A 16,817-nucleotide genomic window follows, 5' to 3' on the forward strand; every position below is an offset into this window, starting at 1 on the left:
ATATAAAGGAGACATATAAGCATTATTGATAAGAGATAGAGTACTGCACGCTACCTTCTACTTTACCAGCTGTTGCAACATCATCTGCATAATAACGCACAGCATAATCATAAGATGCTGATTTTTCGTTTGCTTTTAATACTAAACCTTCGTTACCTACACCTGTTAAATCAATTTTGGTGCCTGTTTTTGCAGGATCAATAATTTCTAAGCTAACATTGTTATTTGCCGCAGTATTACCAATACGGCCTTCTGTTGTCAGATTATTAGCAATAAAAATAGTTTTAATATTTGTATCTGTTGGTTTAGAACCTGTACAACCACTCACTGCGATTGTAAATGGTGTTTGACCTGCTGTTTTACCCGCTGTATCTAATGCAGTTACGGGTACTGTTGGTAATAAAACAACTGGAAGTGCTGAATTACCATTAACAGTTACAGTACAAGTTTCATCAGAAACTTCGCCTTGAAAACGAATGGTATTATCAGAAGCCGCATAAACTGTTGATGAAAAAATACCTGCGATCATCGCAGCAAGAAGCATTTTATTCATAATAAAACTCTCTCCGGTAATATATCTAAATAAGTTTATTTTTGGGTTTTGAATAAAAGAAAAGGCAGACACGAAATAATAATGGTTTAATAACCTTATTTCATGTTTATTACGTACTAATATTTAAGTATGCATGATTATCAACTTATTTACTCATAAAATGCAACTATCTTCATCGTATATAGAGGCTAATACGTATATATCTTTCGATTTTAAGTATATTCTTATAGTCAAAATACGACTATTGCGCATTTTTTAACAAAAAAACGTTAATTTTATTAGGATTAATATTAAAAATAACATTAATTTACCTTAAATTGATATTTGTCATTTTTAATAAAATAAGACCAATCATTCATTAATTATTTTTAAATTTAAAAATAAAATCGTTTCTATTCTTTATTTGATTATCGAGTAATTACTTATATCACTATTTTCTTTCAGAGATATTTAAATTAGATTAATCAATTAATATTTAGTTAATTGATTAATCTAATTTATAATCAGCATATTCGTTATATCACATTTAATATAACCATAAATTGTTTAATTTATTTTTATTAACTTATTAATAAAGTATAATGATGATATTTTTGAATAACGTCATCTTTTCACTCGTTATTATATTTTTTATATATTTCTTTAATCTAAACGTAAAATATTCTCAAAATTATTTGCTTTCGCTTTGCTTGGAGTGATAGAAATAAAAACAATATTTGCTGCCTTTTTTAATGAAATCTTATAATTTCCTATTGGTAACGAGATAATATCACCAGAACGATACAGTGGATCATCTGGCTCTAAATCACCGCCAGTAGTGTCCTCTCCCGCACCAATAAAGACTTTACCCGATGGACAGCTTATATTTATTTTTACATCAGGCTCTTCGATGTTGTCGCATAGATTTATTGTGTAAAAGCCATCATTACCTAACCCAATAAATGCAATCTTACCCTTGTTCATTTCCTCTAACTCATCATCTGGTATGCTCCACCAATCTGCTGTATCTGATTTTCTATGTCGGATCGCTTGTAAATCAAAAATGGCCAGAGTTGCTGTATCAGTCATAAAAGAAAACACGTTTGACATCTTAATGCTCCCAAAACAGTTCTGAACGTACCAAATATTTTTTCTTTATATACCGGTTAATCATATAGGATTTTATCTATACAATTTAGCAAACCAATTCCCTATACTAGACCTATATTTTATAAATCAAAATGTAGCTTGAATACATATACTCTAAATAATTCAAGATCCCGCTAGGCGACAAGTGAATGAGTCTCTAGGCGTATACACAAGTATCGCCTAGTGCGAATGAACTCAGACAACAACGCTGCGACTTGAAGTATGACGAATACATAACATGGACGGTCTTATGAAATCACAACGACTCCTTATTAGCCTTTTCCTTTATGCGGTTTCCTCATTTTCAGCAATCGCGGCTTCAACTCAATGCACCGATACTGAAAAACAAACCAATATCGCTAATAACAATATTATATTACTCACTTCTTATAACGGCCCTGTTAAATCAGTCACGATGACAAGCACCATTCCCCATGATGGACGTTTTAAAGCACTAAAAGGTGAAATTCACTTTGATGAATGTGGAAAATTATTGAAAGATAGCACATCAATGCAGGAGTACTTTGAAGGCAATGTAGAAACTAATTTAATAAGGACATTACCAAATAACCCTTCTGTTATTCGATATCAATTTCAAGTAAAAAATACCTATGGCTCACATTCTATCTACATGCAAGAAACCTATCATAAAGATGAACAGAATCGGTTCAACAAAAAAGTCATTCAATATTACGCAAATGATGGCACTTTACTAGATACTATCACCAGCCAATTCGACTATAAAGATGGTCGTATTATCAAAGAAACTAGCAAATCATCCGATCCTACAACTGAGACTATCACAACAGAATACATCTATAATCCTCAAGGAAAACTACAATCCGTAATAGAAAACGGAAAAGTAAATGTAGAGTATCAGTATGATCCAGAAGGAAAAACTATCAAACAATCGAACTATATCAAGGGTATTAATGGAGAAGATAAAGCCTTTATCACGACTTGCCTTGAATGGGACAAATTTGCTAATTGTTCAAAAGAGGAGCTTGAGAGTACGATTAAATTTAATGATGAATTGGTGAATTTTAGTAAGGCCATGCTTCATAACGAGTTTATTTATTACGAATAATATTTATATTATATTTTTCGTATCAAATTTAAGTTAACAATATAAAAATCAGACTATCTAAAATAGACTGGTTTTTTATGTTTATTACATATCTTCTTATCTGTGATTAAATACTCATCTACTATGCTTTCATTAAAAAACTATTTGTGTAAAACTACTTAAATCAATTAATGATGAATATGTGCTATAGCATGTTCTCTTTTAATAAAATTTAAGATGACTCATTATATGAAATATCCATTATTTTTTATTTTCTCTTTTTACACACTTTTTATTTCACTTCCAGCATTTGCGGCTCAAGTTTCTTGTGATAAATCACAAAAACAAGTGAATATAAATAACGTGATGTTCATTACGATCGATTTTAATTATGGGCCTATAAAATCAATCACAACTACTAGCGACTTACCTGAAAAAGGCCGATTCAAAGCTTTTCAAGGAGAATCTCAATTTGATAAATGTGGAGTTCTTACCAAATATAACTTTTCTACACAAGAATATGTCCATGAGCATATTGAGACAAATCTTTTAAGAATGTCAACGCCTTATAATCTAAAATATAAATACCAGATAAAAAATCGTCATAGAACATACTCGCTCTATTTAGTTGAATTTTATGGTAAAAATAATCAAAATCAATTGATAGACAAAAAATCTTATTTCTATGATTATGATGGCTCACTGATAGGAACTGATTTTGCTAAGCTGAGTTATAAAAATGATAAAATTTCAGCAGAAACTATTATTGAGTCTACTGCAGAAAATCAAGGAAATTCAATTCATTATCTTTATGATGAACAAGGGCGTCTTTTCAAAGCAATTGATAATGATGAAGTTACATTAGAATTCCATTATGGCAAAGATGGTAAAATTTTGCGCCAAATGCAAATATTCACCAGCTTATATGATGATATAAGAGAATATAACAATACATGCCGAGAATGGGATAAATATAATAACTGCTTAACTTGGGATATGGTAAGTGAAGTTAGAAAAGATGACATAATAATCGATACCAGTACAGCAACTATATATAATAAATTCGAATATTATGAATAAGTTACTTTTTTTTAATAAAAAATCTTTATTCTGAATTACACAAAAAAGGTCACTTTTAAAAAAAGTGACCTTTTATTTAGCTGATACCTATCTTTTATTATGTATTACGATATTGAGTTTCAGCTTCATTAAAGCGTTGCTGGTTCTCTTTACTTGGTTCTTTACCCATTAAACTAACCACAACGATAGCGATAGAGGCAAAGATAAAACCAGGAATGATTTCGTATAACCCAAACCATTTATATTGCATCCACACCAACACGGTTAAAGCGCCAATCAACATTCCAGCAAATGCACCATTACGGGTCATGCGCTTCCACAAAACAGAAATGAGGATCACAGGACCAAAGGCGGCACCAAAACCGGCCCAAGCGTTACTGACTAAATCAAGCACTTTATTGTTTGGATCACGTGCTAAGAAGATTGCGATAATTGCAATTAATAACACCATGCCACGTCCTACCCACACTAGCTCTTTTTGGCTCGCATTTTTACGAATAAAGGGTTTATATAAATCTTCAGTTAACGCACTTGCACAGACTAATAATTGACAGCTTAATGTACTCATTACCGCGGCAAGAATTGCAGACAATAAAATACCCGCGATCCATGGATTAAAGAGTAGTGAAGCTAATTCCATAAAAATACGTTCATTTTTAGCGGTAACAGCCCCTGCTTGTGCTGGATTCATTTCAAAGTAAGCAATACCAAAGAATCCAACTGCAACCGTTCCCCCTAAACAGAGGATCATCCACGTCATACCAATACGACGTGCTTTGCGAATAGTTTGGTTAGAGTCAGCCGCCATAAAACGTGCAAGGATATGAGGTTGTCCAAAATAGCCTAATCCCCATGCTAATAACGAAATAATGGCGATAAAATCAAGGCCCTTGAACATATCCAAATAAGATGGATCTTTTGCTTTAATAATAGCAATAGAAGTATCAATACCACCCACTGAGAATATAACGATAATAGGTGTCAGGATCAGAGCAAAAATCATTAAAGTCGCTTGAACGGTATCTGTCCAACTTACCGCAAGAAAGCCACCTAAAAAGGTGTATGCAATAGTTGCAAGGGCACCATAAATCATCGCTTCGTGATAAGGAATATGGAATGTAGATTCAAACAGCATTCCACCAGCAACCACGCCAGAAGCACAATAAATAGTAAAGAAGGTAAGAATAACTAACGCTGAAATGATACGTAGCATTTTGCTTTTATCATCAAAACGCGATGTTAGATAATCAGGCAACGTTAATGCATTATTGTTTTTTTCGGTTTGCAAACGTAAACGCCCAGCAACTAAACGCCAGTTTAGCCATGCGCCTAAACAGAGCCCAATAGCTATCCAACTTTCTGAAATACCTGCGAAAAATACCACGCCAGGTAATCCCATTAATAGCCAGCCACTCATATCTGAAGCACCCGCTGACAACGCAGTTACTACACTGCCCAGTCGCCGGCCACCTAGAATATAATCATCAAAGTTTTTTGTTGAACGATAAGCGAGGTAGCCAATAAAAAGCATACCCAAGATATAGATCGTAAATGTAATTAGCATTGGCGAAGTTAGAGCCATAATTGCAGTTCTCCATAAATCTGTTTCCGATCATCGGTATGCTTTTGACTTGTACAGGAACGTTGCACTTCGTTGCGCATTAATGATCTTTTCAGTTTTTAATTAAAATAATTTCTTACAGCAACAGATAAAGCATTCACATCAATCCTAGAATAGGTTAACTGCATTTAACAAGAAATTAACGTTTAAATATTTAAATTTTGTTTATGACTTCACACTATTTGTCTTAATTCGAATACATATTATAAATGTAAACATCAATAAAATAAATATAATTTATTGATTTATATATAAATATTTATAAAAAAACAAATTACACGATTTTTAATCACCTACAAAACCTGACTACTTTCACATTATTTATAAATAAAATGTTAACAATGTTGCACAAGGTTGCAACATGAATGATATTAATAAAAATAACGGGTAACTGTATTTGTGAATTAGAAATAGAATATGAGGAGCACTGCATGAGTAGCACAACAATGGGTGTTAGACTTGATGAAGAAACCCGCAATAGATTAAAAGAAGCTGCACAGAAATTAGATAGAACATCGCATTGGTTAATTAAACAAGCTATTTTCGATTATCTAGAACAAATCGAAAATGATCAGGTTAATCTTGGTAACTCAACATTTGCAGAGCAAGATATTGATGAAAGCACTGAAATATCAACCGCTCATTATCAGCCTTTCTTGGAGTTTGCTGAACATATTCATCCGCAATCTGTTTTACGCTCAGCAATTACTTCTGCATATCGCACACCAGAAACACAGGCTGTGCCTATGTTATTGCAACAAGCGACCTTACCTGAAAATGAAGCCCAAGCAACGCATAAATTAGCCTATTCCATTGCCGAAAAATTACGTAAACAGAAAAATGGTGTTGGACGCTCAGGGCTGGTTCAAGGTCTATTACAGGAATTCTCACTTTCTTCACAAGAAGGTGTCGCCTTAATGTGTTTAGCAGAAGCTTTATTGCGTATTCCTGATAAAGCCACTCGTGATGCACTTATCCGCGATAAAATCAGTCATGGAAATTGGCGTTCACATTTAGGACAGAGCCAATCTATGTTTGTGAATGCAGCTACATGGGGATTATTATTCACAGGTAAATTAGTTTCTACCCATAATGAAGAAAAGCTATCTAACTCTTTAAATCGCATTCTCACCAAAAGTGGCGAGCCATTAGTTCGTAAAGGCGTTGATATGGCGATGCGTTTAATGGGTGAGCAATTTGTTACTGGTGAGACGATTTCTCAAGCACTCGCAAATGCACGCAAACTTGAAGAAAAAGGCTTTAGTTACTCTTATGACATGCTAGGAGAAGCAGCATTAACAGAGAAAGATGCTCAAGATTACCTAGTCTCTTATCAACAAGCCATCCACGCAATTGGTAAAGCCTCTAATGGCAGAGGTATTTATGAAGGCCCTGGAATATCTATCAAGCTTTCAGCATTACATCCTCGTTACAGTCGTGCTCAATATGAGCGTGTTATATCAGAGCTTTACCCTCGCCTACTCTCATTAACATTACAAGCAAAGCAATACGATATTGGTATTAATATTGATGCAGAAGAAGCAGATAGACTTGAGATTTCACTCGACCTACTTGAAAGACTCTGTTTTGAACCTGAATTAGCAGGTTGGAATGGTATTGGCTTTGTCATTCAGGCTTACCAAAAGCGTTGTCCATTAGTTATTGATTATGTGATTGATTTGGCTCGTCGTAGCCGTCGTCGCTTAATGATCCGTTTAGTGAAAGGTGCCTATTGGGATAGCGAAGTGAAACGTGCTCAAATCGATGGTCTTGAAGATTATCCTGTCTATACTCGCAAGGTGTATACTGATGTCTCTTACCTTGCCTGTGCGAAAAAGCTACTCGCATCACCTAATTTTATTTATCCGCAATTTGCTACACATAATGCGCACACACTGTCAGCAATTTATCATTTAGCAGGTCAAAACTATTACCCCGGACAATACGAGTTCCAGTGTTTACACGGTATGGGTGAACCCCTTTATGCTCAAGTTGTGGGTAAAATTGCAGACGGGAAACTAGGACGCCCTTGTCGTATTTATGCACCCGTAGGGACTCATGAAACATTACTTGCCTATTTAGTACGTCGCTTACTTGAAAATGGAGCTAATACATCATTTGTAAACCGAATTGCTGATACCACTATTTCTCTTGATGAATTAGTGGCAGATCCGGTCAAAGAAGTGAATAGAATGGCTAAAGCCGAAGGCCAAGTTGGGCTTTCTCATCCTAAAATTCCGCTTCCTCATAAACTGTATGGTGATGAACGTAAAAATTCACCGGGCATTGATATGTCAAACGAACATCGCTTGGCATCGCTTTCTAGTGCCTTATTAACATCAGCAACTGAAAATATACATTGCGAACCTTTATTAGGTGATACATTTAATTTTTCAGAGAAAACACAAGAACCTCAATCTGTGTTAAATCCAGCCAATCATGCTGATATTGTCGGTACAGTAAGAGAAGCAACAGAAGCTGAGGCAGATTTTGCCTTAACCATTGCCCAAGAAAAAGGTGAGATCTGGTTTGCAACACCACCAGCGCAAAGAGCTTCATTTTTGATCCGTACTGCGGAATTAATGGAGCAACAAATGGGCCCTCTTATGGGAATATTAGTGCGTGAAGCTGGTAAAACTTACAGCAATGCGATTGCTGAAGTCCGCGAAGCTATTGATTTTCTCTACTATTATGCGGCTCAAGTCACCCAAGACTTTGATAACAATACACATCGACCTTTAGGACCAGTGGTTTGTATCAGCCCTTGGAACTTCCCATTAGCGATCTTCAGCGGACAAATTGCGGCAGCTTTAGCCACAGGTAATACCGTTCTAGCAAAACCCGCAGAGCAGACACCTTTAATTGCATCGAAAGCCGTTGCGCTTTTCCATCAAGCAGGTGTTCCTTCTTTTGCACTACAACTATTACCAGGGCAAGGTGAAACTATTGGCGCCCGTTTAGTCGCTGATGAGCGTGTTCGTGGTGTGATGTTTACAGGTTCAACGGATGTTGCTCATATTTTACAAAAGACCCTAGCAGGTCGATTAGATAGCGAAGGCCACCCAGTACCTTTAATAGCAGAAACTGGTGGCTTAAATGCCATGATTGTTGATTCATCTGCATTAACAGAGCAAGTAGTAACCGATGTAATGACATCCGCTTACGATAGTGCCGGTCAGCGTTGCTCCGCTTTACGTCTGTTATGTATTCAAGAAGAAGTGGCTGAGAGCACTATCGAGATGCTTAAAGGTGCGATGGCACAAGCAACAATGGGTGATCCAAGTTTACTATCTACAGACATTGGCCCTGTTATCGATAAAGAAGCAAAATCGGGCATAGAGAAGCATATTCAATCTATGCGTACAACTGGCTTCGAGATTTATCAAGCATCACACAATAGTTTGTCAAAACACGCTGAAAGTAACAGTACCTTTGTTCAACCGACTTTAATTGAGTTAGATAAAGTAAGTTCATTGAAGAAAGAAATCTTTGGCCCTGTATTACATGTTGTGCGTTATGCAAGCCAAGATTTACCCGCTTTGCTAGAAGAGATTAATGCAACAGGATACGGATTAACAATGGGCGTTCATACACGCATTGATGAAACTATTGCTTATGTTGCCTCAAATGCCAAAGTCGGAAATTTATACGTTAACCGCAATATGGTCGGTGCCGTTGTCGGTGTTCAGCCTTTTGGGGGAGAAGGATTATCGGGTACAGGCCCAAAAGCAGGCGGTCCTATTTATTTATATCGCTTATTATCTAAACGCCCTGAAAATGCCGCAACACAAACACTTACACGTCAAGATGAAATACTTCCTCTTGATACTTCTATGCGTAATACGTTATTACAGACTTATCATAAGTACATGGAATGGCTATCAAACAAAACGGATAAACCACACTATGAAGCTTTAGAGAAATATGCTCTTGCATCCCAAGCGGGAACACTGCGTGTATTACCGGGTCCTACTGGTGAACGCAATACTTATCAATTAGTTCCTTGTGGTAATGTACTGTGTATTTCCGATAACGAGCAAGATGCATTGACTCAAATTGCTGCTGTTCTCGCCTCTGGTTGTCACGCCATTGTCGTTAATAGCCCATTCTCACAAAAAACATATCGTGAATTACCTGATATTGTCAGAAAAGCCATTACATTGACTGAAAACTGGAATGATGAGTCACTAAAAATAAATGCCGTAATTTACCACGGTGATGGTGACCAATTACGTGAAACTTGCCAGAAAATTGCTCAACGCAATGGAGCTATAATTTCTGTTCAAGGATTCTCTCGCGGTGAAACTGGTATATTGTTAGAGCGTTTATTGCATGAAAGAGCATTAAGCATTAATACAGCGGCAGCTGGAGGTAATGCAAGCTTAATGACGATTAGTTAATTACCCCTTCTCTTTCTCTCCTTGTCTTTGAGGCCACCTTTAAAGTCTGTTTTCTTAAAGGTGGTTTTTTCTTTTATTACCCTATTATTTCTAAAGAGATAGTCAAAAATGTTATTTCTTTTAATGCTGTGACTGTTCTCACTCTTTTTATATTTACTATTCGCGATGAATTAGTTTAGTAAATATACTTAAGCTCAAGTCAACCTAGAAGTTAATTTAATTATATCTTTATGAATACCTGAAACTTGCGCCCCACTGTGGGCGCTTTTTTTATCTATTGATGTAATTTACTTAGTACAACATTGCTTTTTATCGTTGATAGATAGTTTTAGAAATAAAAAAGAAATTAAACAAGAAAAAATAGGAAGGATTTAGAATTAATAGAATAGAAAAGAAAAAGGAGCAGGCTAGGCTACTCCTTTTAAGGTCTCTCTTGAGCGCAATTAGTGACTGCTACTCATTGATGGGGGCTCTTGGCACCAATCAAGATATTGCTCGTACTTACGTAGTGCAATATTGTAGTTACTAAATGCAGAGGGAGTGAGCTTTTTACTCAAGTCTGACTGAATTTTCTCTGTCGTAAACTCTTGACGAGGAAAATTAGTGGAAGTCAGTAATTCATCGAGCCGACGTAAACGAACCACATACTCACGAACAGTACTGTGGCTCATCTCCGTTTGTTCAAACAAATACTGCTTAAAAGACATAATGTCAAAGTAGTCAGTTTCACTATTACAGTAAATCTCACTACAAAAACGGCATAGCGCAGAGAACTTCTCTTGTAACGTTTCCCACGTTTCATCATCAATTAAATCAGTCATTTCAGAAATGGCTTCTTTATTGATAACTTGGCGATTGAATACGAGAGAGATCCGATCAAGCGCCTTGTGGCAATGTAGACAATGAGTCTGGCTGTGTTTATAGTCTTTAATGTAACGGCTTAGCGGCCGTTTCTTTTGTGTTGAAACAGACATAAGAGATAAAGCCCTGTGTTGTAGTCTTAATAAACAAAAACAAAAATAAGCAAAACTTCTATTTCTCTGGGTTTAAGCGTGCTCGTAGCCTTTTTATAGCTTGGCTGTGTAGCTGGCTCACGCGGGATTCCCCGACATTAAGCACTGCGCCTATTTCTTTCAAATTAAGTTCTTCCTGATAATACAGAGTAAGAACCATTTTTTCCCTTTCGGGAAGCAATTCTATCGCGTCTATGACTCTTTGGCGAATATCACTTTCTAATAACATCTGTAATGGATTGTCATCATGATCTTCGTCTTGAGACGGTTCACAGCTTTCACCATAAATTTCATGCCATTCGTCATAAGAGAACAATTGGCTGTTATTCGTATCCAATAGGATCTGCCGGTATTCTGCTAACTCAATCTGCAAATGATCAGCAACTTCCTGTTCTAATGGTGGTCGTCCTAGATCCTGCTCTAATTGATGAATAGAATGTGTTACTTCTCTTGCATTGCGACGCACACTACGTGGCGCCCAATCTCGACTGCGTAGCTCATCTAACATCGAGCCACGGATACGTTGAACAGCATAAGTGGTAAAGGCAGCACCTTGCATTGAGTCATAACGCTCAACGGCATTTAGCAACCCAATTCCACCTGCTTGCAAAAGATCATCCAATTCAACACTCGCAGGTAACTTGACCTGTAATCGTAATGCTTCATGGCGAACCAACGGGACATATCGCTCCCAGAGGCTATTTTTGTCCATCACGCCTTCGGCGGTATACAAATCACTCACAACAAAAGACACCTTTGGATAAAAGACCGGAAACCATTATCTGGCGAAATAAATTTAGCAATCGGCTGAACAGTGAAGCAAAAGCGCCTCTTTTTCACCTATGCCAAATTTTCAGCAATAATCGGGTTTTCATTGATAAATTAATTTGTCATTGCATTACGAGAACTACTTTACCTTAAAACACCCACTGCTAATCCTTGGAAAAACCGTTAATTAAATTGATAATTTATCTCATTAAAAGAAATAGACGTATTGAATATGCATTCTGTTCATAAAAAAATAACATATAAATCATAGTATTTTATTTTTTGAGATTTTAGCGTCTAATTCACGAGTTGAAATACTCATAAATGATTAATTAAAAAAACGACTGTTTTGATGAAAAAACACCCACCGCAAAAAAATTGAAGTGGGTGTAAATTGAGGATTATTTCAAGATAAAATTAACGTAATAGTGATAACACATTTTGAGGCATTTGATTCGCTTGTGCCAATACTGAAGTACCTGCTTGTTGTAAGATTTGGTTTTTACTCATATTTGAGACTTCTGTTGCATAGTCTGCATCTAAAATACGACTACGTGAGGCAGTCAGATTATTAACCGTATTACCTAAATTAGTAATGGTTGAATCTAAACGGTTTTGCACTGCCCCCATTGCACTGCGTAAACTATCAACTTGAGCCAGTGCATCATCCAATGCTTTCAGTGGTTTTTCAACGAGCATATCTAAACCCGCTACTGCTGTTTTAGCGGCATCAACTGTTGCTTTAGCGCCTGTACCACCTGCGGTTACCTTTGCATCGAAGTAACCTTCAACGCCTTTTGCATCTACAGTTTGTACGATAAGTTTTGATTTATCGTCTTTACCATCAGCACCTTTTGCATAATAAATATCATAGTTTTTAATTGTGCCTTGCGTAATTTCGTCATCAAGCGCTTTAGTATCAAACTCTTGCATTTCTTTTGTTGCAGTAGCACCTGTACCAATGGTCACTTCCACGTTAGTTGCTTTAGAACCAATTTTGCTTTGTGCTGATAAATCCAATTTATCAATACCCAGTGTAGTCGCATCAATTTTTTTCAGATTAACACTGATTTGTTCTTTATCATGCGCGCCAACTTGTAAATTTAATGTACTATCTTCACTTAAAACCTTTACGCCATTAAATTGTGTTTGTTTTGATATACGATTTATTTCAGCGGTACGTTGCTTTACTTCTTCTTGGATGGATTTGATATCGGATTCTGAATTAGAACCATTTTTAGCTTGTACGGTTAATTCACGAATACGTTGCAGGTTATTATTAATTTCATTTAATGCCCCTTCTGTGGTTTGGGTAATAGAAATACCATCATTCGCATTACGAGAGGCTTGTGTTAACCCTTTAACATTAGAAGTAAAACGGTTCGCTATGGCTTGACCAGCAGCGTCATCCTTGGCGCTATTAATACGTAACCCTGAAGAAAGGCGTTGAATTGCTGTATTTAAGGAGCTTTGTGAGCGATTTAAATTATTTTGAGCAATCAATGAGGTTGGGTTAGTCATAATTACTTGTGGCATACAATATTCCTTCGACTTGATTTTAAAATATTTTTCAATGAATAGGTGGGTTATTACGTCACTGTAATAACGTTACCTATACACTATCGTCATCAATTTCGAGGGGTTTACGCTTTTCGGCGTCGCGAAAATAGCAATAAAAGCCAGTCTGTTAATTTTTAAGAACTTATTGATTTTAAAGAAAAGAAAATTAATTGAGCGAAAAATAAAAACTAAAAAAAGTGAGTTTAAAGATAAAACACAAAAACAAAAAAAGGCCCTCTTGCGAGGACCTTTTGGATATAGAAAGGTATCTTTTGTGTCAGTGTACGAATTAACGTAACAGAGACAGAACAGTTTGTGGTACTTGGTTTGCTTGAGCAAGTACTGAAGTACCAGCTTGTTGCAGGATTTGGCCACGGCTCATGTTAGAAACTTCTGTTGCATAGTCAGCATCTAAGATACGGCTACGTGAAGCAGATAAGTTGTTAACAGTGTTATTCAGGTTATTGATAGTAGATTCAAAACGGTTTTGAATCGCACCTAATTTAGAACGGCTTTCATCAATTGTGTTGATAGCTTTGTCTAAAGTAGCCAGAGCATCTTCTTTAACGTCTAAAGTTTTAACGTCTTTAGCTGCAGTTGCAGTAAATTCGTTACCAGCAACCGCTGAACCTGCTTTTAAGTTGATTTGAGTTGCAGTAGCACCATCCGCTTCAAAGTCAGAAGCAGAAACTAAGTAATTTTTACCGCCTTCAGATGCAACGAATTTACCAGCAACAACTACGCCGTCTTCTTCGTATTTCTTAACGGTTAAGCCACCTTTCAGTGCAGTACCACCAGCAACACCTAGGTCAGCAAGATCAGCATCATCAGCACTTGCTTTTTTCTCACCTTTAGAAACTGTCGTTTCAGTGAACAGTTTGTCACTTGAAACACCTAAAGTATCATTATCAACTTTATCTAAGTTAAATTTGATAACTTCTTTATCGTTAGTACCAACTTGGATAGTCATTTCTGACTTCTCACCGCTCAGTACTTTAACGCCATTGAACTGAGTTTGTTCAGAGATACGGTTGATTTCTGCTAAACGCTCAGTAACTTCGTTTTGGATTGAAGTGATGTCTGAGTTAGAGTTAGTACCGTTTTTAGCTTGAACTGTTAACTCACGGATACGTTGTAAGTTGTTGTTGATTTCGTTCAGAGCGCCTTCAGTAGTTTGAGCGATAGAGATACCATCGTTCGCATTACGTGAAGCTTGAGTTAAACCGTTTACGTTAGAAGTGAAACGGTTAGCAATCGCTTGACCCGCAGCATCGTCTTTAGCGCTGTTAATACGCAGACCAGAAGACAGACGCTCGATTGCACTTCCTAAAGCTCCCTGAGATTTGTTCAGGTTGTTTTGAGTTACCAGAGATAGATAGTTGGTATTAATGACTTGTGCCATAGCTAGATTCCTTTAAAATCAAGTCGATAAAATAAAAGTTTGCCTATTCATTTACGGTGTCAATCACCGGCAACAAGTTTATCGGCACCCCACATACAACCTTTAACTTTTCCTACAAATATTTCTGTGATTTTTTATAGAATTAATATCAAGTCAATGATAAATAAAGAAATTAATTTATTATTTTTTTATTAAATTTTTATCACTTTTTATCTCAAGCCACTTTTCACTCATCAAAATTCGACTTTGGTTATCAATAGCAATAAAAGGCTTCTATATGGCAGCCTGTTTAAGTCATCAAAAATACCAAATAGACGTAAACTTTTCGCCGATTCTACCGATAACGCTTTTTGAGGATTATTTTACGAACACAGAAAGGAGACCGGTATGGCTGGTATTGCTTCACTAGGCGTGGGCTCAGGGATGCCTCTTAGCCAAACATTGGCACAATTAGAGGCGGCGGAAAATAAACGCCTTGAACCCCTTGATAAACAGATGAAAAGCTACGAAGCGCAAATTACCGCTTACGGTAAAATTCGTAGCCAACTTGATAAGTTGCAGAAAGCGTCAGAAAACTTAAAGAAATTTGACGAAATTATTGCAACCAAAGTAGACGATGAGTTTGATGCATTTAAAGTGACAACGGATGGTAAAGCCAGTATTGGTAACTATACCGTATCCATTAAAGAGCTTGCTCATGCGCAAACATTGAAATCAAAAGCTGTAAGCGATGTAAAAGTACCTCTTGGAAAAACGTTAGGTGAAGGTAATAAACGTACCTTAGTGATTACCCAACCTGGTGAAGAAAAACCATTACGTATTGAATTAACTGACGATCAAACCTCGATGATTGAATTGCGTGATGCAATCAATAAAAAAGAAGGTAATGTTTCTGCCACTATCGTTAAAGCAAAAGATGGCGTTAACCACTTAGTACTGACTTCTCGTAAAGAAGGTACAGAGTCAGAAATGACCGTTAAAGTAGAAGGTGATGATGAACTCAATGATTTCATTAGCTATTCTTCAAGCAGTAAAAGTGGAGCAATGCAAGAGATCGTTAAAGCAAATAATGCCAAATTAACGATTAATGGTATTGAAATTGAACGTCAAACTAATGAGATTAAAGATGCCCCTGAAGGGATCATCTTAAACCTTAAGAAAACGACGTTTGATAATAAAGACAAAGCCGATAAACCTGAAATTGTAAACGTTGCTCGTGATATTGAGCCAATGAAAAAGGCTATCCAAGCTTGGACAGACGCTTATAACGAGTTAAACAGTACCTATAAATCTCTGACTAAATATACTCAAGTAGAGAAAGGTGAAGCGGCATCTAAAGACAATGGTGTATTACTCGGTGATACCACCAGCCGTATGATTATGTCTGAGCTAAAAAGCTTTGTAACAAGCTCACAAGGCACCTCAGATATGGATACCCTGAATAAAATGGGTATTAAATTTAAGGTTGATGGCTCTTTAGATATTGATAATAAAAAACTCGATGATGCGTTAAAAGATAAACCCGCTAACGTAAAAGAGTTTTTTATGGGTGATGGTAAAGAGACCGGTTTTGGTACTCAAACCTATAATTACCTAAAGAAAACCCTGCAATCTAATGATGGTACTTTAGATATTGCCACTGATGGCGTGAAAAAGCGCAAGAAAACATTAGATAGCCAAATTAAAAACACGGAACGTAATATTGCAGCCACGATGGAACGTTATAAAAACCAGTTCCAGCAGTTAGATAAAATGGTTAACTCCATGACTAACTCCAGTGCTTCAATCGGCCGTTTATTAATGTAATTTTTTAAAAGTAGGACACTATGTATCAACAATCAGCCAGTAAAATGTACGCTCAAATCGACGTTGAAAGCGAGATTTTAAATGCCACGCCTTACCAGCTGATCCAGATCCTATTTAATGGGGCGCTTAGCGCCCTTCGCCGTGCATTAATATTAATGGAACAAGGAAATATCGCCGGTAAAGGCGAAAATATTTCTAAAGCCATTAATATTATTGGTAACGGATTAAAACAAGGTCTGGATAAAGAAAAAGGGGGCGAGCTTGCAGAGAATCTGGAGCTCCTTTATGACTATATGGTTAATCAGCTACTCGATGCTAACTTAAAAAATAACCCAGAAAAAATTCATGAAGTCATCAAGCTCTTAACTGAAATTTCTGATGCTTGGCAACAAATCGGCACACAGATTAATTCTTATTAAA

At 36.5% G+C, this 16,817-nt stretch carries 12 protein-coding genes; 5 read left to right on the top strand and 7 right to left on the bottom strand.

Translation table 11 applies throughout. From position 1 onward, the window contains the following. Positions 1 to 22: 22 nt before the first annotated feature. Both GTH25_RS10720 and GTH25_RS10725 read right to left on the bottom strand, forming a co-directional pair. Positions 23 to 553: a fimbrial protein gene (locus GTH25_RS10720; RefSeq protein WP_075674142.1), complete on the bottom strand. Its 531-nt coding sequence runs from the start codon at positions 551 to 553 to the stop codon at positions 23 to 25. A 642-nt stretch (positions 554 to 1,195) separates the two neighbouring features. Next, complete coding sequence (locus GTH25_RS10725; RefSeq protein WP_164530555.1) at positions 1,196 to 1,642, bottom strand: DUF6386 family protein; 447 nt, start codon at positions 1,640 to 1,642, stop codon at positions 1,196 to 1,198. Between the two features lie 289 nt (positions 1,643 to 1,931). Between GTH25_RS10725 and GTH25_RS10730 the strand changes: the two genes are divergently transcribed. Both GTH25_RS10730 and GTH25_RS10735 read left to right on the top strand, forming a co-directional pair. Further along, positions 1,932 to 2,768: a hypothetical protein gene (locus GTH25_RS10730; protein ID WP_164530556.1), complete on the top strand. Its 837-nt coding sequence runs from the start codon at positions 1,932 to 1,934 to the stop codon at positions 2,766 to 2,768. Positions 2,769 to 2,996: 228 nt separating this feature from the next. After that, on the top strand, positions 2,997 to 3,827 hold the full coding sequence (locus tag GTH25_RS10735) for a hypothetical protein (RefSeq protein ID WP_075674145.1): 831 nt from the start codon (positions 2,997 to 2,999) through the stop codon (positions 3,825 to 3,827). A gap of 97 nt (positions 3,828 to 3,924) precedes the next feature. Here the strand turns inward: GTH25_RS10735 and putP are convergent, their stop codons facing one another. Continuing rightward, positions 3,925 to 5,409, bottom strand: a complete 1,485-nt coding sequence (gene putP, locus GTH25_RS10740) for a sodium/proline symporter PutP (protein WP_075674146.1) — start codon at positions 5,407 to 5,409, stop codon at positions 3,925 to 3,927. 470 nt (positions 5,410 to 5,879) lie between these two features. Here putP and putA point away from each other — a divergent pair, with 470 nt between their 5' ends. Beyond that, entirely contained in the window at positions 5,880 to 9,848 is a 3,969-nt protein-coding gene (gene putA, locus GTH25_RS10745; protein WP_164530557.1) for a trifunctional transcriptional regulator/proline dehydrogenase/L-glutamate gamma-semialdehyde dehydrogenase, read from the top strand. 443 nt (positions 9,849 to 10,291) lie between these two features. Here the strand turns inward: putA and fliZ are convergent, their stop codons facing one another. From fliZ to GTH25_RS10765, 4 genes are all read right to left on the bottom strand, one after another. Further along, on the bottom strand, positions 10,292 to 10,822 hold the full coding sequence (fliZ, locus tag GTH25_RS10750) for a flagella biosynthesis regulatory protein FliZ (RefSeq protein WP_075673009.1): 531 nt from the start codon (positions 10,820 to 10,822) through the stop codon (positions 10,292 to 10,294). A 58-nt stretch (positions 10,823 to 10,880) separates the two neighbouring features. Continuing rightward, positions 10,881 to 11,603, bottom strand: coding sequence for an RNA polymerase sigma factor FliA (locus tag GTH25_RS10755; protein ID WP_036912728.1), 723 nt, complete (start codon positions 11,601 to 11,603; stop codon positions 10,881 to 10,883). 443 nt (positions 11,604 to 12,046) lie between these two features. Beyond that, positions 12,047 to 13,165, bottom strand: coding sequence for a FliC/FljB family flagellin (locus tag GTH25_RS10760; protein ID WP_164530558.1), 1,119 nt, complete (start codon positions 13,163 to 13,165; stop codon positions 12,047 to 12,049). A gap of 313 nt (positions 13,166 to 13,478) precedes the next feature. Then, entirely contained in the window at positions 13,479 to 14,591 is a 1,113-nt protein-coding gene (locus GTH25_RS10765) for a FliC/FljB family flagellin (protein ID WP_164530559.1), read from the bottom strand. A gap of 387 nt (positions 14,592 to 14,978) precedes the next feature. Between GTH25_RS10765 and fliD the strand changes: the two genes are divergently transcribed. Further along, positions 14,979 to 16,397: a flagellar filament capping protein FliD gene (gene fliD / locus GTH25_RS10770; RefSeq protein WP_075673013.1), complete on the top strand. Its 1,419-nt coding sequence runs from the start codon at positions 14,979 to 14,981 to the stop codon at positions 16,395 to 16,397. A gap of 20 nt (positions 16,398 to 16,417) precedes the next feature. Then, positions 16,418 to 16,816: a flagellar export chaperone FliS gene (fliS, locus tag GTH25_RS10775; RefSeq protein ID WP_023581844.1), complete on the top strand. Its 399-nt coding sequence runs from the start codon at positions 16,418 to 16,420 to the stop codon at positions 16,814 to 16,816. The last annotated feature ends 1 nt before the right edge of the window (position 16,817 follow it).

Origin of the sequence: Proteus terrae subsp. cibarius (genome assembly GCF_011045835.1) — a bacterium.
In the GTDB taxonomy this organism is placed as follows: Bacteria; Pseudomonadota; Gammaproteobacteria; order Enterobacterales; family Enterobacteriaceae; genus Proteus; species Proteus cibarius.